Source organism: Kribbella sp. NBC_01510 (assembly GCF_045040325.1).
Lineage (GTDB): Bacteria > Actinomycetota > Actinomycetes > Propionibacteriales > Kribbellaceae > Kribbella.
Map to the genome: position 1 here is coordinate 6,366,268 of NZ_CP109418.1, position 21,639 is coordinate 6,387,906.

At 69.2% G+C, this 21,639-nt stretch carries 25 protein-coding genes; 16 read left to right on the forward strand and 9 right to left on the reverse strand.

Translation table 11 applies throughout. The features are described from left to right. Window positions 1–376: 376 nt before the first annotated feature. Entirely contained in the window at window positions 377–1,543 is a 1,167-nt protein-coding gene (locus OG558_RS31520) for an SPFH domain-containing protein (protein ID WP_405066221.1), read from the forward strand. Between the two features lie 172 nt (window positions 1,544–1,715). Next, complete coding sequence (locus OG558_RS31525) at window positions 1,716–2,462, forward strand: sulfite exporter TauE/SafE family protein (protein WP_329478310.1); 747 nt, start codon at window positions 1,716–1,718, stop codon at window positions 2,460–2,462. On the opposite strand, the gene OG558_RS31530 is transcribed toward OG558_RS31525, so the two are convergent. Beyond that, the gene (locus OG558_RS31530) at window positions 2,446–3,096 is read right to left on the reverse strand and encodes a TetR/AcrR family transcriptional regulator (RefSeq protein WP_405066222.1); all 651 of its coding nucleotides are present in this window, start codon (window positions 3,094–3,096) and stop codon (window positions 2,446–2,448) included. The two genes, OG558_RS31525 and OG558_RS31530, sit on opposite strands and share 17 nt — an antisense overlap. A gap of 50 nt (window positions 3,097–3,146) precedes the next feature. Here OG558_RS31530 and OG558_RS31535 point away from each other — a divergent pair, with 50 nt between their 5' ends. Next, on the forward strand, window positions 3,147–4,100 hold the full coding sequence (locus tag OG558_RS31535) for a zinc-binding dehydrogenase (protein WP_329478306.1): 954 nt from the start codon (window positions 3,147–3,149) through the stop codon (window positions 4,098–4,100). Between the two features lie 18 nt (window positions 4,101–4,118). Continuing rightward, window positions 4,119–4,550, forward strand: coding sequence for an organic hydroperoxide resistance protein (locus OG558_RS31540; RefSeq protein ID WP_329478304.1), 432 nt, complete (start codon window positions 4,119–4,121; stop codon window positions 4,548–4,550). Here the strand turns inward: OG558_RS31540 and OG558_RS31545 are convergent, their stop codons facing one another. The 5 genes from OG558_RS31545 to OG558_RS31565 form a co-directional block, all read right to left on the reverse strand. Further along, window positions 4,551–5,375: a helix-turn-helix transcriptional regulator gene (locus tag OG558_RS31545; RefSeq protein ID WP_329484928.1), complete on the reverse strand. Its 825-nt coding sequence runs from the start codon at window positions 5,373–5,375 to the stop codon at window positions 4,551–4,553. It abuts the gene before it with no gap. 125 nt (window positions 5,376–5,500) lie between these two features. Then, entirely contained in the window at window positions 5,501–6,598 is a 1,098-nt protein-coding gene (locus OG558_RS31550; RefSeq protein ID WP_405066223.1) for a flavin-containing monooxygenase, read from the reverse strand. Between the two features lie 78 nt (window positions 6,599–6,676). Further along, window positions 6,677–8,233 (reverse strand): LuxR C-terminal-related transcriptional regulator, encoded by a 1,557-nt coding sequence (locus tag OG558_RS31555; RefSeq protein WP_405066224.1) that lies wholly within the window; start codon window positions 8,231–8,233, stop codon window positions 6,677–6,679. A 22-nt stretch (window positions 8,234–8,255) separates the two neighbouring features. Continuing rightward, a complete protein-coding gene (locus OG558_RS31560) occupies window positions 8,256–8,774 on the reverse strand; it encodes a YbaK/EbsC family protein (protein WP_405072243.1) in 519 nt (172 codons plus the stop codon). 37 nt (window positions 8,775–8,811) lie between these two features. Then, window positions 8,812–9,120 carry a GNAT family N-acetyltransferase gene (locus tag OG558_RS31565; RefSeq protein ID WP_405066225.1) on the reverse strand — a complete coding sequence of 103 codons (309 nt, stop codon included), beginning with the start codon at window positions 9,118–9,120 and terminating at the stop codon, window positions 8,812–8,814. Window positions 9,121–9,209: 89 nt separating this feature from the next. Between OG558_RS31565 and OG558_RS31570 the strand changes: the two genes are divergently transcribed. From OG558_RS31570 to OG558_RS31605, 8 genes are read left to right on the forward strand one after another with little or no spacing between them, the layout of a single operon-like run. After that, window positions 9,210–10,787 carry an MFS transporter gene (locus OG558_RS31570; RefSeq protein WP_405066226.1) on the forward strand — a complete coding sequence of 526 codons (1,578 nt, stop codon included), beginning with the start codon at window positions 9,210–9,212 and terminating at the stop codon, window positions 10,785–10,787. Between the two features lie 9 nt (window positions 10,788–10,796). Further along, window positions 10,797–12,248, forward strand: coding sequence for a cobyric acid synthase (locus OG558_RS31575; protein WP_405066227.1), 1,452 nt, complete (start codon window positions 10,797–10,799; stop codon window positions 12,246–12,248). Then, complete coding sequence (locus OG558_RS31580; RefSeq protein ID WP_405066228.1) at window positions 12,245–12,808, forward strand: DinB family protein; 564 nt, start codon at window positions 12,245–12,247, stop codon at window positions 12,806–12,808. The genes OG558_RS31575 and OG558_RS31580 overlap by 4 nt, the downstream gene beginning before the upstream one ends. Window positions 12,809–12,812: 4 nt before the next feature. Continuing rightward, on the forward strand, window positions 12,813–13,721 hold the full coding sequence (locus OG558_RS31585; protein WP_405066229.1) for an RNA polymerase sigma-70 factor: 909 nt from the start codon (window positions 12,813–12,815) through the stop codon (window positions 13,719–13,721). A 15-nt stretch (window positions 13,722–13,736) separates the two neighbouring features. Beyond that, window positions 13,737–14,507, forward strand: coding sequence for an SDR family oxidoreductase (locus tag OG558_RS31590; RefSeq protein WP_405066230.1), 771 nt, complete (start codon window positions 13,737–13,739; stop codon window positions 14,505–14,507). Further along, entirely contained in the window at window positions 14,504–14,893 is a 390-nt protein-coding gene (locus OG558_RS31595; protein WP_329478282.1) for a hypothetical protein, read from the forward strand. Before OG558_RS31590 ends, OG558_RS31595 begins: the two co-directional genes overlap by 4 nt. A gap of 34 nt (window positions 14,894–14,927) precedes the next feature. Further along, window positions 14,928–16,049: a CaiB/BaiF CoA transferase family protein gene (locus OG558_RS31600; RefSeq protein ID WP_405066231.1), complete on the forward strand. Its 1,122-nt coding sequence runs from the start codon at window positions 14,928–14,930 to the stop codon at window positions 16,047–16,049. Window positions 16,050–16,062: 13 nt separating this feature from the next. Then, window positions 16,063–17,205, forward strand: coding sequence for an acyl-CoA dehydrogenase family protein (locus OG558_RS31605; RefSeq protein WP_405066232.1), 1,143 nt, complete (start codon window positions 16,063–16,065; stop codon window positions 17,203–17,205). A 248-nt stretch (window positions 17,206–17,453) separates the two neighbouring features. On the opposite strand, the gene OG558_RS31610 is transcribed toward OG558_RS31605, so the two are convergent. From OG558_RS31610 to OG558_RS31620, 3 genes are read right to left on the reverse strand one after another with little or no spacing between them, the layout of a single operon-like run. Next, complete coding sequence (locus OG558_RS31610; RefSeq protein ID WP_405066233.1) at window positions 17,454–18,158, reverse strand: GAF and ANTAR domain-containing protein; 705 nt, start codon at window positions 18,156–18,158, stop codon at window positions 17,454–17,456. A gap of 26 nt (window positions 18,159–18,184) precedes the next feature. Continuing rightward, the gene (locus tag OG558_RS31615) at window positions 18,185–19,048 is read right to left on the reverse strand and encodes an ANTAR domain-containing protein (protein ID WP_405066234.1); all 864 of its coding nucleotides are present in this window, start codon (window positions 19,046–19,048) and stop codon (window positions 18,185–18,187) included. Window positions 19,049–19,090: 42 nt separating this feature from the next. Beyond that, window positions 19,091–19,222, reverse strand: coding sequence for a hypothetical protein (locus OG558_RS31620; protein ID WP_405066235.1), 132 nt, complete (start codon window positions 19,220–19,222; stop codon window positions 19,091–19,093). A gap of 206 nt (window positions 19,223–19,428) precedes the next feature. Here OG558_RS31620 and OG558_RS31625 point away from each other — a divergent pair, with 206 nt between their 5' ends. The 4 genes from OG558_RS31625 to OG558_RS31640 all read left to right on the forward strand — a co-directional run bounded on the left by OG558_RS31625 (window position 19,429) and on the right by OG558_RS31640 (window position 21,373). Then, the gene (locus tag OG558_RS31625) at window positions 19,429–20,025 is read left to right on the forward strand and encodes a sulfite oxidase-like oxidoreductase (protein WP_329478270.1); all 597 of its coding nucleotides are present in this window, start codon (window positions 19,429–19,431) and stop codon (window positions 20,023–20,025) included. Then, on the forward strand, window positions 19,995–20,747 hold the full coding sequence (locus OG558_RS31630) for a ferredoxin reductase (protein ID WP_405066236.1): 753 nt from the start codon (window positions 19,995–19,997) through the stop codon (window positions 20,745–20,747). Before OG558_RS31625 ends, OG558_RS31630 begins: the two co-directional genes overlap by 31 nt. Before the next feature lie 76 nt (window positions 20,748–20,823). After that, window positions 20,824–21,090 (forward strand): DUF6510 family protein, encoded by a 267-nt coding sequence (locus tag OG558_RS31635; protein WP_405066237.1) that lies wholly within the window; start codon window positions 20,824–20,826, stop codon window positions 21,088–21,090. A 7-nt stretch (window positions 21,091–21,097) separates the two neighbouring features. Continuing rightward, entirely contained in the window at window positions 21,098–21,373 is a 276-nt protein-coding gene (locus tag OG558_RS31640; protein WP_405066238.1) for an acylphosphatase, read from the forward strand. The last annotated feature ends 266 nt before the right edge of the window (window positions 21,374–21,639 follow it).

The window sequence follows — 21,639 nt, forward strand, 5'->3', positions numbered from 1 at the left end:
ACTGAGGAGCGCGGGGAGCCCGGTCATGGGGCCCCGGTCTGGACTGAGGAACGCAGGGAGCGAAGCGACCGGAGAGACGAGGGAAGACCGGGAGCCAGGCCCCATGACCTGCCGCGCCGGAGGCGTGGCATCCGACACAGCGACTGGAGCGACGAGGGAAGGCCGGGAGACAAAGCCCCATGAGCACGCCGGCGCCGAAGGCCCGGCCAATTGCACGCCGAAGGCCCGGCCAATTGCACAGCGCAGTACTGTCGAATTGAGGGACGGCAGAGTACCTGCACGATCAGGCAGCCGACGCGCCGGGAACCGGGACGCCAGGTGGACCGTCGATAGGAAAGACTGTCCGTCCTGAGGGTTCGTTCGAGTGGAGGGTCAAGTGACCGCGTTCCTCATAGTGTTGGCATTGGTCGCCTTGCTGGTGATCGTCACACTGGTTAAGTCCGTCCGGGTGGTGCAGCAGCAGACCGTCGGGATCGTCGAGCGGTTCGGCAAGTTCAGGACCGGTCTGCAGCCGGGCCTGAACCTGTTGACGCCGTACGTCGACAAGGTCCGCTACACCATCGACATGCGCGAGCAGGTCGTCGCGTTCCCGCCCCAGGGCGTCATCACCGAGGACAACCTGATGGTGTCGATCGACTCGGTCATCTACTTCCAGGTGAACGATCCGGTCCGGGCGACGTACGAGATCTCCAACTACATCCAGGCGATCGAGCAGCTGACCATGACCACGCTGCGAAACATCATCGGTGGCATGGACCTGGAGCAGACGCTGACCAGCCGTGAGGAGATCAACGAGAAGCTCCGTTACGTGCTGGACGAGGCGACCGGAAAGTGGGGCATCCGGGTCAACCGGGTCGAGCTGCGCTCGATCGACCCGCCGCCGTCGATCCAGGACTCGATGGAGAAGCAGATGCGCGCCGACCGGGACAAGCGCGCCGCGATCCTCACCGCGGAAGGTATGCGGCAGTCCGCGGTCCTGTCCGCCGAGGGCCAGAAGCAGTCCGCGATCCTCACCGCCGAAGGTGACAAGCAGTCCCGGATCCTGCGAGCCGAGGCCGAGCGGCAGGCGCGGATCCTGAAGGCGCAGGGTGAGGCGCAGGCCATCACCACGGTCTTCAACGCGATCCACGCCGGCAAGCCGGACCAGGGTCTGCTCGCGTACCAGTACCTGCAGATGCTGCCGTCGATCGCCCAGGGCGACGCGAACAAGCTGTGGATCGTGCCGAGCGAGATCGGCGACGCGCTCAAGGGTCTGGGCAGTGCGGTCGGCCAGGTGGCGGGCATCCCGGCGAAGGCCGAGGGCACGTGGCAGGCGCCGGAGCTCTCCAACGGCGAGGTGCCGGAGCTGGACAGCACCGGGGCGACGACCGGTGCGCCGGCCGCGGCGGTGGCCGAGGCCGACAACGCGGTCCGCGAGGCGATCGCCGCCGCCGAGAACGCCGCCGTCGGCAACCGCGGCCAGATCCCGGTCACCCCGTCCGTCCCCCCGCCGTCGGTCACGCCCACCCAGGAGCCCCCGGCCGCCGAGCCCCCGCAACGCTGACCGGCAGACAGTTCGACAGCAGAACGCCTTCCCAGGCCCATCCTGGGAAGGCTTTCTGCTGTCGCCACCTTCGGGCCGGAGGCCGGTCGGGGGTGTAACGATCGAAGCTTGTTTGTTCAACGGACGGACTGGTGAGCGGGCGGTGCGGTCAGGTGCGTAAAGTCGGGCAGCGATGACATGGTTCGAGGCGCTGTTCGTCTTCGTGGCGGGGATGGGCGCAGGCACGATCAACGCCGTGGTGGGATCGGGCACGCTGCTGACCTTCCCCGCGTTGCTTGCCGTCGGCATCCCACCGGTGCTGGCGAACGTCAGCAACACCATCGGCCTCGCCCCGGGCACGGCCGCCGGCGCGATCGGCTACCGGCGCGAACTCCAGGGGCAACGCGGCCGCATGATCCGGCTGATCCCGGCCTCCCTGCTCGGCGGCATCCTCGGCGCGGTGCTGTTGCTGACCCTGCCCGACTCCGCGTTCCACGCCGTCGTACCGGTCCTGATCCTGCTCGGCTGCCTGCTGGTCGCGTTCCAGCCCTTGCTCTCACGGTGGATCAGCGTGCCGACGCACGTGCACCGGGGTGCCTGGTGGGTGATCCCGGCGGTGTTCGCGACCGGCGTCTACGGCGGGTACTTCGGTGCCGCGCAAGGCGTCCTGCTGATGGCGATCCTCGGCCTCGGCCTGGACCCGAACCTGCAGCGGATGAACGGCCTGAAGAACGTTCTCGCCACGGTCGTGAACTCGGTGGCCGCGATCCTGTTCATCATCGTCGGGGATGTCGACTGGCTGGCCGCCGGGCTGATCGCGGTCGGCTCGACCATCGGCGGCTTCGTCGGTGCCCGCTACGGCCGCAGGCTGCCGCCGATCGCGTTGCGCGCACTGATCGTCTGCATCGGCATCCTCGCCATCGTCACGCTGGTCTTCTGACCTGTAACCCCGCCAGCAGCAGATCCAGCCCGTAATCGAACTGCTCGTCGCCACCGGTCGTCCGCGCCAGCTCCGGCGCGAGCTCGACCACCGACGGGAACTCGCGCGCCGACAGCGACTCCATCGTCGTCCGCAGCCGCCGCCAACTGTCCGGGTCCCGGCGCTCGGCGGCCATCTGGATCTCCCAGGACGTTGCCCCGAGCACATAGGTGAACAGCGTGGTGTGCGTCCGCGCCGCCGTCTGCGGGTCGAACCCGGCGGCGCGCAGTACGCCGAGCAGCCCCTCGGCCACCCGGGCGGTCTCGTGCCCGCTCAACGGCCGTCCCGCAAGTAGTTGCGCAAGGCAAGGATGCCGCAGCATCAGCAGCCGCAGCGACCGGCAGACCGCGCGGACCTGGTCGGGCCACGACGCATCCTGCGGTACGGCGGGCAGCAGCCCCATCAGGTGATCACGCACGGCGTCATACAGGTCGTCCTTGTTGCGGAAGTAGGTGTAGAGCGCCATCGGGCCCACCCCGAGCTCCGCGGCGACGCCGCGAAGGCTGAGCGCGTCCGTGCCTTTGCCCTCCATCAGCTCGAGCGCGGTGCGCACGATGAGGTCGGCGCTGAGCGTGTTGCGCGGTGTCCGCGCCATGTGATCCATCTCCCTTCGACGCTCCTAACGTACAGTGTATAGTACGGTGTATGCGAGCGATTCAGATCACCGAGTTCGGCGGACCCGAGGTCCTGAAGGTCAGCGACGTCGCGGAGCCGGTCGCCGGTGACGGCCAGGTCCTGATCACTGTCGATCGCGCCGGCATCAACTACGCCGACACGCATCAGGTCGAGAACAGCTACCTCTCGAAGACGGAGCTCCCGCTGATCCCGGGTGGTGAGGTGGTCGGTCATACCGAGGACGGCCGCCGCGTGGTCGCCCTGGTCGGATCCGGTGGGTACGCCGAGAAGGCTGTCGCGCACGCGCCGTACGTCTGGGACGTCCCCGAAGGTGTCACCGACGGTCAGGCGCTCGCCCTCGTGCTACAGGGCACCACGGCCTGGCACCTGCTCAAGACCTCCACGCATCTCCAGCCCGGTGAGTCCGTCCTGGTGCACGCGGGTGCCGGCGGGGTCGGCTCGCTCGCCGTACAGCTCGCCAAGTTGTGGGGCGCCGGCCGCGTGATCGCGACCGCGTCGTCGGACGAGAAGCGCAAGCAGGTGCTCGAGCTCGGCGCCGACGCCGCGATCGACGGTACGCCGGACGGCCTGAAGGACCGCATCATCGAGGCGAACGGCGGCAAGCATGTCGACATCGTGCTGGAGATGGTCGGTGGCTGGACGTTCGACGAGTCGTTCGCCGCGCTGGCCCGGTTCGGCCGGCTGGTCACCTTCGGCGCCGCGTCCCGTGAGTCCGCCGCGCCGATCGACCCGAGCCGGTTGATGAAGGGCTCGAAGACGATCGCCGGCTTCTGGCTGGCCGACTGCTTCGCCAACCCCGCGTCGCTGGGCGACCCGCTGGCCGAACTGTTCGATCTGACCGCGGCCGGCAAGCTCCGCCCGATCATCGGCGGCGAGTACGCGCTGTCCGACATCGCCACCGCCCACCAGGACCTGCGAGCTCGCCGCACGGTCGGCAAGCTCGTGCTCGACCCCTCCCACTGAAAGCTGGAGAACCAACACATGACGATCGCAGTAGAGAAGGTTCTGTACACCGCTCACGCCACCGCCCACGGCGGCCGCGACGGCAAGGTCGCGACGAACGACGGGAAGCTCGACGTCACCGTCGCGCCGCCGGTCGAGATGGGTGGCAACGGTCAGGGCACCAACCCGGAGCAGCTGTTCGCGGCCGGCTACGCGGCCTGCTTCCACAGCGCGCTGAAGCTGGTCGCCCGGAAGGCCCGCCAGGACGCCGACGGCTCGACCGTCACCGCCGAGGTGGGCATCGGCCCGATCAACGGCGGCGCCGGCTACGGCCTGGAGGTCGCGCTGGTGGTCAGCCTGCCCGGCGTCGAGCGTGCGGTCGCCGAGGAGCTCGTCGCCAAGGCCCACGAGGTCTGCCCGTACTCCAACGCCACCCGAGGCAACATCAAGGTCGACCTCGAGGTCGAGTGATCAGTCCATCCGCGCCAGGGCCTCTTTGAGCAGGCCCTCGGTCGCCGAGACGGGTGCGGCCGCGATCGTGAGCCCCTCCATGATCGCGACGTACTCGTCGACCTCGTCGAGCTTGTCCAGGTACAGCGCACTCGCCGCGTGCTCGATGTAGACGACGTCCGGCAGGTCGCCCTCGGGGAACCGCAGGATGCTGAACGCGCCACCAGCGCCCGGATACCCGATGCTGCTGAACGGCATCACCTGCAACGTGATGTTCGGCTGCGCGGCCCACTTGAGCAGGTGCTCGATCTGGGCCCGCAGGACGTCCTCGCCACCGACCGGACGATGCAGCACCGACTCGTCGATGACCACCCACAGGCGGGCCGGGTTCGGCCGGGTCAGGATCTGCTGCCGGGTCACCCGTAGCGCGACCCGCTGATCGACCTCGGCACTCGGCAGGTACGACTTGCCGAGCTGGACGACGGCCCGCGCGTACTCCTCGGTCTGCAGCAGGCCGGGGACGAACATCACCTCGTAGGTCCGGATCAGCGTCGCCGCGACCTCGAGGCCGACGTAGTTGGTGAACCAGCTCGGCATCACGTCGCCGTACCGGGACCACCAGCCCGGGTTGTTCGCGGCCCGGGCCAGCTCCATCAGCCGGTAGCGTTCCTCGTCGTCGGCCATCCCGTAGAGCTCGAGCAGGTCGCTGACATCGCGTTCCTTGAACCCGACCCGGCCGAGCTCCATCCGGCTCACCTTGGACTCGGAGGCGCGGATCTGCCAGCCCGCGTCGGCGCGACTGATCCCGGCCTGCTCGCGCATCCGCCGCAGCTGTCCGCCGAGCATGATCCTGAGCGCGGTCGGACCGCCGTCGCCACCACTCACCGTCAAGAGTTCACCCACACCCTCGCTTCGCTCGGGGCCGGTAGAAACGCCCGCACCCGTCCACTCACCCATTTCAGCCCGCGATGCTACCGCCTGTCCACGGCAACTGGCCGGTCGGCGCTCCGCCGAGCGAGATCGCGGATCCGCCGGACCAGGTAGCGGGCGTCCCGATCGACGCCCTGGATGGTCGATGACGCGATCGCGTACTGGAAGTCCAGCCCGAGGAACAGCAGCCCCGGCTCGTCCGGCGAAACCCCGCGCACGTGCCGCGGCCGGCCGTCGTCGGAGCACACCGGCAGGTCGATCCAGCTGTGGTCCGGAACGGAACCGGTGCACCACACCACCGTTGTGACGTCCTCGAGTACGTCGCCGTCCGCCGTCACCGGCAAGCCCTCACGGACGCCCGCGATCCGGCCGAGCCGGGTGATGCCGGCCGCATCGAGGTGTGCCAGCTTGTTCCGGGTCAGCGGGAGACCGTTCTGCTCCGCGTTCGTGATCGCCTTCCGTCCGACCGACCGCGCACGGGTGAAGACGTACTTGAAGAGGAACATCACCAGCGGCGTGAACAGGCGCCCGGTGGTCGAGTCGATGTCGACCGGCACCTGACCCGGGTGGCGCCCGGCGAGCAGGGTGCGATGAGTCTTCACCGCCTCGAGGGCGATGTCGGTCCCGGAGTTGGCAGCGCCGACCACGAGAACCGTCCCGTCCGCGAGTTGCTCCGGGTTCCGGTACTCCAGCGAGTGCAGCTGCCGGATCGTGGGATCGAGCTCACCCGCGAACGTCGGCCGTCGTTCCTTCGTATGCATGCCGGCCGCGACGACGACCTGATCGGCGTGCCAGGTGCCGTCACTGGTCTCGATCACGAAGCCCTGATCGTCGCGGGACAGCCGCGTCACCCGTACGCCGGTCCGGACCGGCAGCTCGTGGTGAACGGCGTACCGCTCCAGATAGTCGGCCATCTCGTCGCGCGTCGGGCAGTCCCGCGTGCCGATCCGCAGCCCGGGCAGGCTGGCGTACCGCGGCCGGCTGAACAGCCGCAGCGAGTCGTACCGCTTCCGCCAGCAGTCACCGACTCGCTCGTCGGCATCGAGTACGACGAAATCCTCGCCCGCCTTGCGCAGGTAGTAGCCCATCACCAGGCCGGCCTGTCCGGCTCCGATCACCACAGTCCCGACACTGTTCATGACAGCACCGTAGGACTCCGGACCCTGCCGCCACATCGACCGACCACGCCATCTCCGCGCCGAGCGGCGTGGTCATTTCTACCCAGCCACCAGGCCGTGCTCATACGCGTACGCCGTCGCAGCGGCCCGGCTGGCGACACCGAGCTTGCCGAAGATGTTGCTGACGTGACGGGCGACAGTCCGCTCACTGAGGAACAGCTGGTCGGCGACCGCGCGATTCGTAGCGCCGGTGGCAAGCAACCGCAGCACCTCGAGCTCGCGCGGGCTGAGACCACCGGTCCGATCCGACTGGTCGAGCGCGGCCAGGTCGGCTACCGCACCGAGTCGCTCGAACACCGACCGCGCGCTGTCGATCTCCATCTGCTCGGCATCGACGTCACCGAGCGCGCGGCAGGCCCGCCCGACCAGGAGCCGGGTGCGCGCACCTTCGTACGGCATCTCGAGTTGCTGCCACAGCGACCATGCCCGCCGCAGGGCTGGGATCGCGCCGCGCGGGTCGCCGCACGCGATCCGCGCCGCGCCCTCCGAGTACGCCGCCAAGGCCTGGAGGTACGGCGAATCCGCGCGGGCGAACTCGCCCAGCTCGGAAGCCGCCGTCCGGGCGGTCTCGCGGTCGCCACACTCGATCGCCACCTCGACTCTGGCCGCGAGCAGCACCGGACGGTTCTGCGAGAGTGGATCCTCCGCCAAGGCGCGTTCGAGCCCCGCGATCGCCGCGCCGTGGTTACCCTGCGCGGCTCGCAAGCGGGACAGTCCGGGCTGCACTTCAGCGCCATCGCTGCCCGCCGCTTGGTAGGCACGTTCCGCCGCCGCGTAGCGACCGCGATGACGTTCCACTTCGGCCAGCCGGTACCACGCGGTTCCGACCGCACCAGGAGACAGCCGGCGACATGCGTCCTCCGCAGCCCCTGCCGCTTCGGACCACGCGCCACGCAACTGCAGGATCTGCGCACGATGCACGAGACACACTCCGCGATAGGGAACCAGGCCGGACTGCTCGTCGCACCAGCCGGTGAGCGCCTGTGTCCACTCCTGTGCCCGGCGTACGTCGTACATCCGCAGGCAGACGTCGATCACCGAGCAGTAGGCCATGCCGGCGACCTCGGGCCCGACGCCGCTGCCGGTGACGGTCACCATCGCCTCGTCGAGCGCGGTGAGGGCTTCGGCATGGCGGCCCAGCATCCCCAGGCAGTTGCCGCGCCCGAGGGTGCCCAGCGCAATCGTGTTCGGATCCACGGCCAGGGGGATGCATCGGTCGAACAGGGCGAGTCCGGCGGCCGGGTCGCCGGTGTTCATCAGCAGGGCGGCATCGGCCATCAGGAGCAGGCCGGACAGTTCGCTGTTGTCGTCGGGGACCAGGCGCCCGATCCGGGCCCGCCAGCCGGCCGCCCGGGCCAGCTCGCCGTGCTGCTGCAGATGGAACCCGAGCCAGAAGGCGCTCCGGACCGCCCGCAGCACGTCCCCGCGCGCGAGGTGCTCCGCGTGGGCCCGCTCGCGGTAGCCCGCGACCTCGTCGTCGTGACCGAGGACGAAGGCGGCAACGGCCAGCCGGTCCAGGTCCTCCGGCGGGAGCTGACCGCGCTGGTCGGCGGCGGTCAGCTCCGCGTACTCCGCGGGCCAGTCGTACTGCTCCATCGCACCCCGCCCCGGTCCACCATCAGTGCTGGGCCAGGTCCAGCACGGTTGCCGTTGGCAACTTCGCCAGCTCGGCGCCGTCGAGCAGCAGCTTGGAGCCGCGGATGCCACTGCCGATCACCACCGGCCCGGCCTGCGCGACCGCCTCGTCCACCAGGACCGGCCAGTCCGCGGGCAGTCCGATCGGCGTGATTCCGCCGTACTCCATGCCGGTCGAGGCGACCGCGTCGTCCTGCGCGGCGAAGGAGATCTTCCGCACCCCGAGGTGCTTGCGGATCACCCCGTTCACGTCCGCCCGGTCGGTGGCCAGCACCAGGACGGCGGCGTACGTCGCCTCACCCGCCCGCTTGCCGAGCACGATCACGCAGTTCGCCGACGCGGCCATCGGTACGTCGTACTCCGCGCAGAAGGCGGCGGTGTCGGCCAGACCGGGGTCGATCGCGGCGGCGTACGCCGGAATCTCACCCAGCGCCGCACGCACTGGTGCCGCGAGCAACCCCGGTACGTCGGCGGTCGGCCGCCACTCCAGCTTGCCCATCATGACCACGCCGGTGCCGGAGGCCCGGCCAAAAGCACGGTCACTGCGACTCCTCACCTGGGCGCTTGACCAGGTCGGCGTACTCGGGGTGCTGCTCGAGATAGTCCTGGTAGAACGGGCAGGCCGGCTTGACCCGCAGGCCGAGGGCGCGGGCGTCGTCGAGCGACTTCGTCGCGATCCGGCCGGCCACGCCGCGGCCGCGGAAGTCGGGCAGGGTCTCGGCGTGCAGGAAGCTGATCACACCCGGGTGCAGCCGGTAGTCGACGAAGCCCATCAGGCTGCCGTCGGCGTCCAGCGCCTCGTACCGGCTGCGCTCCTTGGCGTCGACCACCTTGATCTCGTTCTCCATGCCGCAACTCTAGCCAGTCTCACTGTGGGTTTGAGATTCGTGACTCCCGGGGTACGGGGTCGAAGGACCGAGCCGCGGAAGGAGCAGGGATGAGCGAGCACGCGTTGGAAGAAGGCCGAGCGATACCGAGTCTTGTGCCGGCCCGGATGGACCGGCTGCCCTGGACCCGGTTCCACTGGATGATCGTCGTCGGTCTGGGCGTGTCCTGGATCCTGGACGGCCTGGAGATCCAGCTGGTCTCGCTGGTCGGCAACGTGCTCAAGGAGCCGCAGACCCTGCACCTGACCACGGCCGAGGTCGGCCTGATGGCCTCGATCTACCTGGCCGGCGAGGTGGTCGGCGCGCTGGTCTTCGGCCGGCTCACCGACAAGTGGGGCCGGCGCAGCCTGTTCATCATCACGCTGATGGTCTACCTGGTCGCCTCCGGGCTGGCCGGCCTGTCGTGGAACCTCTTGTCGCTGCTGACCTTCCGCTTCATCGCGGGCATGGGCATCGGCGGTGAGTACGCCGCGATCAACTCGGCGATCGACGAACTGATCCCGTCGCGCTACCGCGGCCGGGTCGACATCGGTGTGAACGGCACCTACTGGGCCGGCGCGCTGATCGGCTCCGCGGTCGGCCTGGTGTTCCTGAACACCGACATCGTCCCGATCGAGTGGGGCTGGCGGCTGTGCTTCCTGATCGGCCCGGTGATGGGCCTGATGATCATCTACCTGCGCCGGCACATCCCGGAGAGCCCGCGCTGGCTGATGACCCACGGCCGGGTCGAGGAGGCCGAGCGCACCGTCGACGACATCGAGGCGAGGGTCCGGCGCCAGGGCGGCGAGCTGCGGGAGGTGAGCGACGACGAGGCGATCAACCTGGTCGACTACCCGCCGGTGACGTACCGCGAGATCGCCCGGGTGATGCTGCGCGACTATCGTCGCCGGTCCTTCCTCGGCTTCTCGATGATGGTCACCCAGGCGTTCCTCTACAACGCGATCTTCTTCACCTACGCGCTCGTGCTGAAGTCGTACTTCGGGCTGAACGACTCCAGCATCGCGCTGTACTTCTTCCCGTTCGCGATCGGCAACCTGGCCGGACCGCTGCTGCTCGGCCACTTCTTCGACACCATCGGCCGGCGGAAGATGATCCTCGGCACGTACTCGGTCGCGGCCGTGGTGCTGTTCATCACCGCGCTGCTGTTCAACTCCGGTGCGCTGAACGCCGCGACGCTGACCGGGTTGTGGTGCGTGGTGTTCTTCTTCGCCTCGGCCGGCGCGTCGTCGGCGTACCTGACGGTGAGTGAGATCTTCCCGATCGAGCTGCGCGGGCAGGCGATCTCGTTCTTCTTCGCGATCTCGCAGCTGGCCGGTGGTGTGATCGCGCCGTTCCTGTTCGCCTCGCTGATCGGTTCGGGCGACAACCCGGCCAGGGGCCCGCTGACCGTCGGTTACATCATCGGCGCCGTCGTCATGCTGGCCGGCGGCGTCATCGCCTGGATCTTCGGCGTGGACGCGGAAGGCCAGTCCCTGGAGAACGTCGCCAAGCCGCTGTCGGCCCGCGACACCGGTGGGACCAGGGCCCAGGGCGCCCGGCCGAGACTGCCGAGCACCGACGTCCAGGGCCGCCGCATCACTCCGGTCAAGCCGGAGGCGGAGCAGGGCCGTCGTACCCGCGAACCCTAAGATCACTGCGTGGGTTCACTGCTGATCGCCGGTACGACGTCCGACGCGGGCAAGACGACCGTGGTGACGGGGTTGTGCCGGTGGCTGGCCCGGCAGGGCGTCCGGGCGGCGCCGTACAAGGCGCAGAACATGTCGAACAACTCGATGGTCTGTGCCGACGGCGCCGAGATCGGCCGGGCGCAGTGGATCCAGGCCGTCGCAGCCGGCGCCGAGCCGGAGGCCGCGATGAACCCGGTCCTGCTGAAACCGGGCAGCGATCACCGCAGTCACGTCGTCCTGATCGGGAAGCCGTGGGGGGAGCTGTCGGCCCGCGGGTTCCTGACCGAGCGGGCCGAGCTCGCCAAGGCTGCCTTCGCGGCGTACGACGACCTGGCGTCGAGGTACGACGTGGTGATCAGCGAGGGCGCCGGCAGTCCGACGGAGATCAACCTGCGCCGGTCCGACTACGTCAACATGGGGCTCGCGCAGCACAGCAAGGCTCCGGTGATCGTGGTCGGGGACATCGATCGCGGGGGAGTGTTCGCGTCGATGTTCGGCACGGTCGCGTTGCTGGACGCCGCCGACCAGGGGCTGATCAGCGGCTTCCTGGTGAACAAGTTCCGTGGCGATGTCTCGCTCGTGCAGCCCGGGATCGACATGCTCACCGCGGTCACCGGCCGCCCGACGTACGGCGTCCTCCCGTGGCTGCCCGAGCTCTGGCTGGACTCGGAGGACGCGCTGGACATCCCCGTCCGGCGAAGCTCACCGGCCGACCTGCTCACGGTGGCCGTGGTCAGGTTCCCCCGGATCAGCAACTTCACCGATCTGGACGCGCTGGCGGTCGAACCGACCAACAGCGTCTTCTTCACCACCAGCCCCGCGGAGGTCCGCGACGCGGATCTCGTCGTCCTGCCCGGCTCGCGGGCGACCGTCTCCGATCTGGAGTGGCTGCAGTCGCACGGCCTGGCCGATGCCGTGGCGACCCGAGTCGCCGCCGGGCGACCGGTGCTCGGCATCTGCGGCGGCTACCAGGCTCTTGGTGGTGCGATCTCCGATCCCGATTCAGTCGAGGGCGGTGGCGATCACACCGGCCTCGGCTTGTTGCCCGTCGCAACGACTTTCCGGGCGGAGAAGACGCTGGCCCGTCCGGCGCCCACGGCGTACGAGATCCACCACGGCGTGGTGACGGTCACCGGCGACGCGACGGCCTTCCCGGGTGGCTGCCGCGCCGGCAACACCTGGGGCACCATTTGGCACGGCCTCCTCGACGACGACCCCACCCGGCACGGGTTCCTCGGCGAGGTCGCCCGGCTGACCGGCAAACCCGCGCCCGACGGTACGGTTTCCTTCGCCGCGTTGCGTGCGGCCCGGTTGGACCGCCTGGCCGACATGATCGAGGAGTACGCCGACACCACGGCGCTGATGCGGTTGATCGAGGAGGGTCCGCCGCCGGTTCCGTTCGTCCCGCCGGGAGCCCCATGAAGTCCGATCTGCACAACTATCTCCAGGCGACCCGCGCGCTGCTGCTCGCGAAACTCGACGGACTGAGTGAGTACGACCGGCGCCGGCCGTTGGTGCCGTCCGGGACCAACCTGCTGGGGTTGGTCAAGCATCTGGTCGGCATCGAGTACGTGTACCTCGGGACGAGCGTCGGCCGGCCGCCGGCGAAGGTGCTGCCGTGGGAGGAAGACCTCTCGATCTGGGCGGGCGCCGATATGTGGGTGCTGCCTTCCGAGTCGACGGACTACATCACCGACCTCTACCGCGAGGCATGCGCACACAGCGATCGGTCGATCGCCGAGCTCGGGCTCGACACGCCGGCTGAGGTTCCACACTGGCCCGAGGGTGAGCGAGGTACGACGTTCGGCGCGTTGCTGGTCCGGGTTGTCGACGAGACCGCGCATCACGCCGGCCACGCGGACATCGTGCGGGAGCTGATCGACGGTCAGGGTGGCCCGGACGCGGGCATGCTCGACGAGGCCGGCTGGTCGGAGTACTACACCAAGATCCAGCGGGCGGCGGAGACCTTCCTGACAGACTGACGGCGTGGATGACTTCGAGCGCCTGCGGGGACGGTTGTTCGGGATCGCCTACCGGATGCTGGGAACGGCCACCGACGCCGAGGAGATCGTGCAGGACGCCTGGCTGCGATGGCAGGGCGCCGACCGTTCGACCGTGCGCGACCCGGCCGCCTACCTGGCGAAGGTGGTCACGAACCTGTCCATGAAGCAACTGACCTCGGCCCGGGTACGGCGGGAGACGTATGTGGGGGAGTGGTTGCCGGAGCCGGTGCTGACCGGGCGTGCGGAGTTCGACGCGCTCGGGCCGCTGGAGGTCGTCGCGGAGCGCGAGTCCGTGTCGTTCGCGCTGCTGTTGTTGCTCGAACGGCTCACACCGGCCGAGCGGGCGGCGTACGTCCTGCGCGAGGCGTTCGCCTACAGCCACCGCGAGGTCGCCGAGCTGATCGGCACCACCGAGGCCAACGCGCGCCAACTCGCATCGCGTGCGGGCAAACGACTGACGGCCGAGCCGCGACGGGATCAGCCTGTCGACCGGGCCGGCTGGCGGAAGCTTGTCGAGCGGTTCCTCGCGGCGGCGCGCCTCGGTGAGATCGAGGAGCTGGAGCGAATGCTCGCCGCGGACGTGGTGTCCACGGCGGACGGCGGCGGCAAGGTCACCGCGGCCCGGAACCCGGTCGCCGGCCGGGATCGCGTCGCCCGCTACCTGATCGGCACGCTCCAGCGCTTCGGGGCCGGGATCGAGCCGCACCTGGCCGAGGCGAACGGCCGGCCCGCACTGATTGCCGTCGGGCCCGAGGGGGTTGTGGCGATCTGCTTCGTCGACGCCGGACCGGACGGTGTGACCGACCTGCGCTTCGTGATGAACCCGGACAAGCTCGCCTTCGCCGCCGCCCAGCTGTCACGAATCGGTGGGCTACCGGATCTGAGCTGGTGACCGAAAGGACACCAGATGACCTCCATCCTCGTCACCGGCGGCACCGGAGCGCTCGGGCGCCCGACCGTCGACCACTTGGTGGCGACCGGCCACCAAGTCCGAATCCTCAGCCGCCGCGCGTCCGTCGGCCGGACCGCGGGTCCGGAGTGGGTGACCGGCGACCTCACCACCGGCGTGGGCCTGCCGGCCGCGGTCGAGGATGTCGGCACGGTCGTGCACCTGGCCACGAGCCTCGGGCGTCGCGACGTCCAGCACGCTCGCAACCTGCTCGCCGTCCTACCTCGGACGACACACCTCGTGCTGATGTCGATCACCGGCATCGACCGCATCCCGATGCCGTACTACCGCACCAAACTGGCGGTCGAGCGCCTCATCGCGGCCTCTGGCGCGCCGTACACGATCCAGCGAGCGACCCAGTTCCACAACCTGCTCGACCGGATCTTCACAGCCCAGCGATTCCTTCCGGCACTGCTCGCTCCGGCGGTCACCCTCCAGCCGATCGCCGTCGAGGACGTCGCCGTCCGCCTCACCGAACTGGTCGATGAACCCCCGGTCGAAGGCCGGGCTCCCGACATCGGCGGGCCGGATCGGCGCCCGACGCCGGACCTGGCGCGCGCGTGGTTGTCGGCGCGGACGACGCCCTCGTCACCGGCCATCCGCCGGCGGGTCGTCCCGATCCGCGTGCCGGGCAAGGCCTACCGTGCCTTTGCGTGCGGCGGCGCTCTCGTCGACGGAGCGCCGTACGGTCGGATCACTTTCGAGGACTACCTCGGGGCGAAGTCATGAGGACCTACATCCGGACGGTCCTGGTGATCTTCGCCGCCTTCGAGGTGATCCTCGGCCTGTGGCTCACGGTCGTCCCGAAGACGTTCTACGACCACGTGCCGACAGTCGATTGGACCCCGCCGTACAGCGATCATCTGTTCCACGACTTCGGCGGAGCCACCCTCGGTCTCGGCATCGTCCTCGCCGCCGCGGCGATCCGCTTCGACCGTTTCCTCGTCGTGGTCGCGCTCGTGGCCTACCTCGCCTACGCGGCTCCGCACCTGGTCTTCCACCTCGGCCATCTGGAGGGCGAGGAGCCGGGCTGGTCGATCGCGCTCGCCGTCGCGCTCGCGCTCAGCGTGCTGGTTCCGCTCTCCGCCCTGGTGGGAGCCCGGAAGCTGACTTGACGACCGTGACAGTACTACTGTCACAATGGCGGGCATGGGTCCACTCGAGGGCGTGAAGGTGGTCGAGCTGGCCGGCCTCGGTCCGGCGCCGTTCGCGTGCATGATGCTCGCCGAGCTCGGCGCCGACGTGCTCCGGATCGACCGCCCCGGTGGCGGCATCTCCTTCGGCCCGCCGGAGTTCGAGCTGGTCAACCGCGGCCGCCGCAGCGCCGCCCTGGACCTCAAGAACCCCGCGGCGATCGACGTCGTACGGCGCCTTGCCGCCCAAGCCGACGTACTCGTCGAAGGGTTCCGGCCAGGGGTTGCCGAGCGGCTCGGGGTCGGACCGGACGACTGCCAGGCGATCAACCCGCGGCTCGTCTACGGCCGGATGACGGGCTGGGGTCAGGACGGTCCACTCGCGCAGACGGCCGGGCACGATATCGACTACCTCGCGTTGTCCGGCGCGCTGCACCTGATCGGCCGGGCCGGCGGTCCGCCGCAGGTCCCGGCCAACCTGCTCGGTGACTTCGCCGGCGGCTCGCTCTATCTGGTGATCGGCGTACTCGCGGCCCTGCACGACGCCCAGCGCAGTGGTCGCGGTCAGGTGGTCGACGCCGCGATCGTCGATGGTTCGGCGCACCTGACCACGATGCTGCTGGGCGCACTCGCGGCCGGGACGTGGCAGCAGGAGCGCGGCACGAACCTGCTCGACACGGGCGCGCCGTTCTACGACGTGTACGAGACGGCGGACGGTAAGCACGTCGCGGTCGGCGCGCTGGAACCGCAGTTCTATGCCGAGCTGATCGAGAAGCTCGGCATCACCGCGCCGGATCGTAACGATCCGGCGCACTGGCCCGACCTCCGGAAGGTGCTGACGGAGACCTTCCGGCAACGCACCCAGGCCGAGTGGACCGCGGTGTTCGACGGCTCCGACGCCTGTGTCACGCCCATCCTCCCGCTCGCCGCCGACCATCCGCATCTCGTTGCTCGAGGCACCTTTGTGGACCACGACGGCGTCCGCCAGGCCGCGCCGGCACCTCGCTTCGACCGTACGCCGACCAGCCTGGGCCGACCGCCCGCGCGACCCGGGCAGCACACCCGTGAAGCCCTCACCGACTGGGGCATCGCAGATGTCGACGACCTGCTCGAAACCGGTGCCGCAATCCAGAACTGAGAGGAACCGCCCTGTGGAACGACAGCTGTTCGATGCCGATCACGACGCCTTCCGGGAGACCGTGCGGGCCTTCTGCGACAAGGAGATCGTGCCGCACCACGACAGCTGGGAGGCGGCCGGCATCGTGCCGCGCGAGCTGTGGACGGCGGCCGGTCAGGCCGGCCTGCTCGGCTTCATGATGCCCGCGGAGTACGGCGGCGGCGGGGTCCGCGACTTCCGGTTCAACACCGTGCTGATCGAGGAACTGACCCGGGCCCGCGCGAGTGGGGTCGGCTTCACGATCCACACCGACATCAACTCGGCGTACCTGCTCGACTATGCGACCGACGAGCAGAAGGCGCGCTGGTTGCCCGCGTTCTGCGCGGGGGAGACGATCACCGCGATCGCGATGACCGAGCCCGGCGCCGGCAGCGACCTGCAGGGCATCCAGACCACGGCCCGGCGCGATGGTGATCACTACGTGCTGAACGGCCAGAAGACGTTCATCTCCAACGGCATTCTCGCGGACTTCGTCATCGTCGTCGCCAAGACCGATCCGGCGGCCGGTGCGCAGGGGATCTCGCTGCTGGTGGTCGAGCGGGGGATGCCAGGTTTCGAGCGCGGCCGCAACCTGGACAAGATCGGCCTGAAGGCGCAGGACACCGCCGAGCTGTTCTTCGACAACGTCCGGGTCCCGGTCGGGAACCTGCTCGGTGAGGAGGGCAACGGTTTCATCTACCTGATGGAGAAGCTGCCCCAGGAGCGTCTGACCATCGCCGTCGTCGCGGCCGCGGCCTGCGAGAACGTCCTCGCGGACACGCTGCGCTACGTGAAGGACCGCAAGGCCTTCGGCCGGGCGATCGGCTCGTTCCAGAACAGCCGCTTCGTCCTGGCCGAGCTGGCCACCGAGACTCAGATCGCCCGGGTCTTCGTCGACCGCTGCATCCAGGAGCTGAACGCCGGCACGCTGACCGTGGCCGAGGCGGCGATGGCGAAATGGTGGACCACCGAGCTCCAGCAGAAGGTCGTCGACCGTTGCCTGCAACTCCACGGCGGCTACGGCTTCATGACCGAGTACCCCATCGCCAAGGCCTACCTCGATACCCGCATCCAGACCATCTACGGCGGCACCACCGAGATCATGAAAGAAATCATCGGCCGCACCATGGGCGTGTAGTCGACGGCTACCTGCCGGTGAGGAGCCGGCAGGTAGTCCGCCATGGGCCCGCCCGCTGCAACGGGGGCCGCGCCTGATCGATCAACCGAGCGGTGAAACGCGTGCGAAGCTGATTGACACAGCGCCACGCCAACCCCTCCCAGGGGCGCGACACATCCGGCGCCAGGGTCTGGGGCGTACCTGAACAGGCTCGCTCAGCGTAGCCACCAAACCGGTACGGCGCCAGATGTAGCGACAGCCGGGGCTGTCTACTCGGGTTTGGCGGACTGGAGCCTGGGCATCGTGAGGCGGCCCTGCACGACATCGTCGGCGACATCCGTCAACCGGCGGTTGTTGGCGCGGGCATAGGCCCGCATGATGGCGAACGCCTCGTCGACGTCGACGGACAGGCTGTGGGTCAGGAACCCCTTGGCCTGCTCGATCAGGATCCGGCTGTTGAGGGCAGTCTGCAGTTGCTCGGTGACGATCTCCTGGCGGGCCAGGGCGCGCTGGTGCACGATGCCGATGGTGGCGGCGTCGGCCAGCGCCTGCCCGAGGGTGATCGTGTCCGCGTCCAGCGTCCCGGTGGACCTGCTGAACAGATTCACCGCGCCCAGGACGGTGTCGCGCAGCCGCATAGGCATCGCCTGCACCGACAGAAACCCGGCGCCGACGGCCGCCTTGGTGAAGCGGGGCCACGTGCTGCGGGCCTCCCGCAGATCGGCGTGCTGGACCGGACGGCCGGTGGTGAACGCGTCCAGGCACGGGCCTTCGAGATTCTGCAACTGGGCCAGCTCGACCAGGCGCGCCTGTTCGCTGGATGCCGCGACGAGATTCAGTACGCCGTGATGGTCGGCGAGCAGGATGCCGCAGGCCGTGACCCCCAGCAACTCGCTGCACCGGGCCGCGAGGCGGTCCAGGAATTCGATGATGTCGAAATCGTCGACGAGAGTGTCCGACAGTTCGATGAACACTTCCCGCACTCTACGGTCAGAGGCGCTCATGAGTCCTCCTCCTCTTCCGTCTCGGCATGTTCAGGGCGCAGCTCGGCGGCGCCGTTCTGGTCGTCCTCCAGGCGGAGGCGGTCGGCCATGACCTCGATGGCGACCTCTTGCAGCGACAGACCGCTGCTGTAGGCATGTGCGCGCAGGCGCGCGAACGCGTCGGTGACGCTGATGCTCTGCTGGGCCGCGATCCGTCCGGCGGCTTGGTGCACCTCGGCACGCCGAGCGGTGAACGCGACCTCGATCATCGCGTCCAGGTCGGCGCTGAGTCCACGACGATGGTCCAGGGTGAGGACGAACACGGCGTCGGCGAACACCAGCGCGTCGGCCAGCTGACCGGATCGCAGCGGCCCGGCCTGTCGCCGGTAGACACTCAGCACGCCGACCTTCGCGGCTCCGGCGCCGACGGGAAAGGCGAAGGTTCCCCGCACGCCCCGCTCGGCACCCGCCGCCGCGAATGCCGGCCACCGCTGCCCGGCGGCCATGCCGGCCAGGTCAGACTCCAGCACCGGCGCGTCGGCGCGGATCGCGTCACGGCCGGGACCTTCGCCGAGGGCGAACTGCAGTTCCTCGAGTTCGCCGGCCTCGGGATCGCTGGCCAGCAGCGGTTCCAGGACCCCGCCGTCACCGGTGATCGCCAACCCGGCACCGATAGCGGACAAGGCCTCAGCACAGGCCGTCACCGCGTGCAACAACGTCGGGGATGCGCTATTACCGTCGGCAACGGCTCTGATCGTCCCCCACACTCTGGCACTGCGGTCGTGATCCACCCATTCCGCCCACACTCGAGCCGCCGCCGGGCGGATGGTCCACTCTAGCGGCAGGATTGCCGAACCGCTGTTCATCGCGACGTGCGCCACCAACCATCTGTCAGGATCGCCCTGTACCCGGTCCCGCGACCCTCACTCCTGCGCCACCGGTTCGTCGCTCGGCGGCACCTCCACTTCAGGCTCCGGCGCCGTCCGCTCGTCGGGTCGTCTCGGCGCGGTCCGCTCGCTCACGCCAGCCGGGCGTAGGCCGTACCACTCGCTCATCAGGGCACCTCCCGGACTTGTGGCGACGCGCGAGGCTACCGAGGTCCGGGGCAGCGTCACAGACCTGTGATTCTAGTCCGATCTTCGGCCCGGCGCGCTGTGCTCGCGCGGGTCGGGCCGCAGCGGGATGAAAATCGTCGCCGAAGTGGTGGGAGTTCCAGGAGTGCCGTGATTGACTGCCTTCAGGGATGTTGAGGGAGGTCGTCATGGGCATCGTGTCGCCTGGCTTCACCGGTCGTCGGCGGGGTGGATCGGAGCTGCCGCCGGGGCAGTACCTGACGCGGGACTTCCCCGTGCTGTCGGCCGGACCGACGCCCCATATCCAGACCGAGCATTGGGAGTTCACGGTCACCACCGAGAGCGGGGAGAAGTACCGGTGGGACTGGGCCGCGCTGCTCGCGTTGCCGGCCGAGGAGATCACCAAGGACATCCACTGCGTGACCCGGTGGTCGAAGCTGCAGACGGACTGGAAGGGCGTCTCGCTCGACACCCTGCTCGCGGATGTCGAGACCGGCGCGGACTTCGCCCTAGCGACCAGTTACGGCGGGTACACGACCAACCTGCCGATGGACGACCTGCTCGACGGTCAGGCCTGGATCGCCTACGAGTACGACGGTGAGCCGCTGGACCCCGAGCACGGTGGCCCGGCCCGCCTGCTCGTGCCACACCTGTACTTCTGGAAGAGCGCGAAGTGGGTGCGCGGCCTGGTCCTGTCCGACACCGAGGACCTCGGCTTCTGGGAGACGGCCGGCTACCACGAGTACGGAGACCCATGGAAAGAACAGCGATACGCCGGCGACTGACCTGGCAGGTGGCCACGGTCGCCGACGTACGACGTGAGACCGCGACCGCACGGACGCTGGTGCTCGACGTACCGGATTGGCCCGGGCACCTCGCCGGGCAGCACCTGGACGTCCGGCTGACCGCACCGGACGGCTACCGCGCCTCGCGCTCGTACTCGATCGCCTCGGCGTGGACCGGTGACAAGATCGAGCTGACCGTCGAGCAGGTGCCCGACGGCGAGGTATCGCCGTACCTGGTCGACGTGGTGAAGGTCGGCGACCCGCTGGAGATCCGCGGTCCGGTCGGCGGGTGGTTCGTCTGGAAGCCCGAGCAGGACGGTCCGGTCCAGCTGATCGGCGGCGGATCGGGCATCGTCCCGCTGCGCGCGATGATGCGCGCCCACGCCGCCGCGGACAGTACGACGCAGGTCCGGCTGCTCTATTCGGTCCGGCGTCCTGCCTCGGTGATCTACGTGGCCGACCTGAAGGAGCTGGCCGCCTCGGACGATGTCGACGTACGACTCGTCTACACGCGCGAGGCGCCGGCGGGGGAGCCACGGGTCGGGCGGATCGACGCCAAGCTGATCGAGGGGCTGGCGTTCCGGCCGGAGGACGCGGCGACGACGTACGTGTGCGGGCCGACACCGTTCGTGGAGGCGGTGGCTGACCTGCTGGTCGAGGCCGGGCACGACCCGGCCCGGGTGAGAACAGAGCGGTTCGGACCGACAGGAGACCAGCAGTGAAAGAGCGAAGCGAGTTCACCATCAAGTACAGCGTGCTTGGTGCCTCATCCGCGCCCGGAGCGAAGCGAGGACGCGGATGAGTGAGCCTACTTACCTCGACGGCAACGCCGCGGCCGGTGCGTTGAGTCAGGTGTTCGCCATGGACGTGACGTCGGCGATCACCCGGTGCGACGGCTGTGGGCAGACCGCGGTGTTCGCCGAGTCCCGCCTGTACGTCGACGCCCCCGGGCTGGTCGCCCGCTGCTCCGGCTGCGACGCCGTACTGCTTCGCGTGGTCTCCACGCCCAACGACACCTATCTCGACCTCCGCGGTCTGACCTACCTCCGCGTCCCCAACTCGTAGGACTTGGATGATCTGCCGTCGCGCGGTGGTGCACGGGCACGTCCAAGGCGTGTTCTTCCGGGACAGTTGCCGCCAGGAGGCCCAGCGGGCCGGAGTTGCCGGCTGGGTCCGGAACCGGCCGGATGGCACGGTCGAAGCCCTCTTCGAGGGCCCCGAGAACTGCGTCCAGCGCATGCTCGACTGGGTTCGGCGCGGACCGTCGTACGCCCGGGTCGCGCGGGTCGACGTCGTGGACGAGCAGCCCAGCGGCCACACCACCTTCGTCATCACTCGCTGGAGCTAGTGCCTCTCGTTACCGCATTCGGCTTCCGCACGGGGTCGATTTGAGGGGAGAACCTCGCAGCTGCACCCTTCTCCCCACGGCATACGCGGGGTGAAGGGACCAGATCAGGGCTGAACCCCGCACCTGGCCGCTTGGAAGAAATCATCCGGCGGCGGTGCCCACACCCGAGTCACGCAGCTGGCGGGGTTCCTTTGCGTGTCGGGACCTTGACAGCGCGCACACACCTGAGGTTCTGTATCACGAGCCAGTGGGAAATTAACAGGAAT

Bases quoted from the DNA above. Each gene is read 5' to 3' on its own strand.
- OG558_RS31550 (WP_405066223.1), bottom strand. From the start codon at position 6,598: ATGAACAGTGTCGGGACTGTGGTGATCGGAGCCGGACAGGCCGGCCTG.
- OG558_RS31640 (WP_405066238.1), top strand. From the start codon at position 21,098: ATGATCTGCCGTCGCGCGGTGGTGCACGGGCACGTCCAAGGCGTGTTC.
- OG558_RS31595 (WP_329478282.1), top strand. From the start codon at position 14,504: ATGAGGACCTACATCCGGACGGTCCTGGTGATCTTCGCCGCCTTCGAG.
- OG558_RS31570 (WP_405066226.1), top strand. From the start codon at position 9,210: ATGAGCGAGCACGCGTTGGAAGAAGGCCGAGCGATACCGAGTCTTGTG.
- OG558_RS31580 (WP_405066228.1), top strand. From the start codon at position 12,245: ATGAAGTCCGATCTGCACAACTATCTCCAGGCGACCCGCGCGCTGCTG.
- OG558_RS31590 (WP_405066230.1), top strand. From the start codon at position 13,737: ATGACCTCCATCCTCGTCACCGGCGGCACCGGAGCGCTCGGGCGCCCG.
- OG558_RS31630 (WP_405066236.1), top strand. From the start codon at position 19,995: ATGGAAAGAACAGCGATACGCCGGCGACTGACCTGGCAGGTGGCCACG.
- OG558_RS31525 (WP_329478310.1), top strand. From the start codon at position 1,716: ATGACATGGTTCGAGGCGCTGTTCGTCTTCGTGGCGGGGATGGGCGCA.
- OG558_RS31625 (WP_329478270.1), top strand. From the start codon at position 19,429: ATGGGCATCGTGTCGCCTGGCTTCACCGGTCGTCGGCGGGGTGGATCG.
- OG558_RS31560 (WP_405072243.1), bottom strand. From the start codon at position 8,774: ATGATGGGCAAGCTGGAGTGGCGGCCGACCGCCGACGTACCGGGGTTG.
- OG558_RS31635 (WP_405066237.1), top strand. From the start codon at position 20,824: ATGAGTGAGCCTACTTACCTCGACGGCAACGCCGCGGCCGGTGCGTTG.
- OG558_RS31600 (WP_405066231.1), top strand. From the start codon at position 14,928: ATGGGTCCACTCGAGGGCGTGAAGGTGGTCGAGCTGGCCGGCCTCGGT.
- OG558_RS31545 (WP_329484928.1), bottom strand. From the start codon at position 5,375: ATGCTCGGCGGACAGCTGCGGCGGATGCGCGAGCAGGCCGGGATCAGT.
- OG558_RS31555 (WP_405066224.1), bottom strand. From the start codon at position 8,233: ATGGAGCAGTACGACTGGCCCGCGGAGTACGCGGAGCTGACCGCCGCC.
- OG558_RS31535 (WP_329478306.1), top strand. From the start codon at position 3,147: ATGCGAGCGATTCAGATCACCGAGTTCGGCGGACCCGAGGTCCTGAAG.
- OG558_RS31530 (WP_405066222.1), bottom strand. From the start codon at position 3,096: ATGGCGCGGACACCGCGCAACACGCTCAGCGCCGACCTCATCGTGCGC.
- OG558_RS31565 (WP_405066225.1), bottom strand. From the start codon at position 9,120: ATGGAGAACGAGATCAAGGTGGTCGACGCCAAGGAGCGCAGCCGGTAC.
- OG558_RS31540 (WP_329478304.1), top strand. From the start codon at position 4,119: ATGACGATCGCAGTAGAGAAGGTTCTGTACACCGCTCACGCCACCGCC.
- OG558_RS31620 (WP_405066235.1), bottom strand. From the start codon at position 19,222: ATGAGCGAGTGGTACGGCCTACGCCCGGCTGGCGTGAGCGAGCGGACC.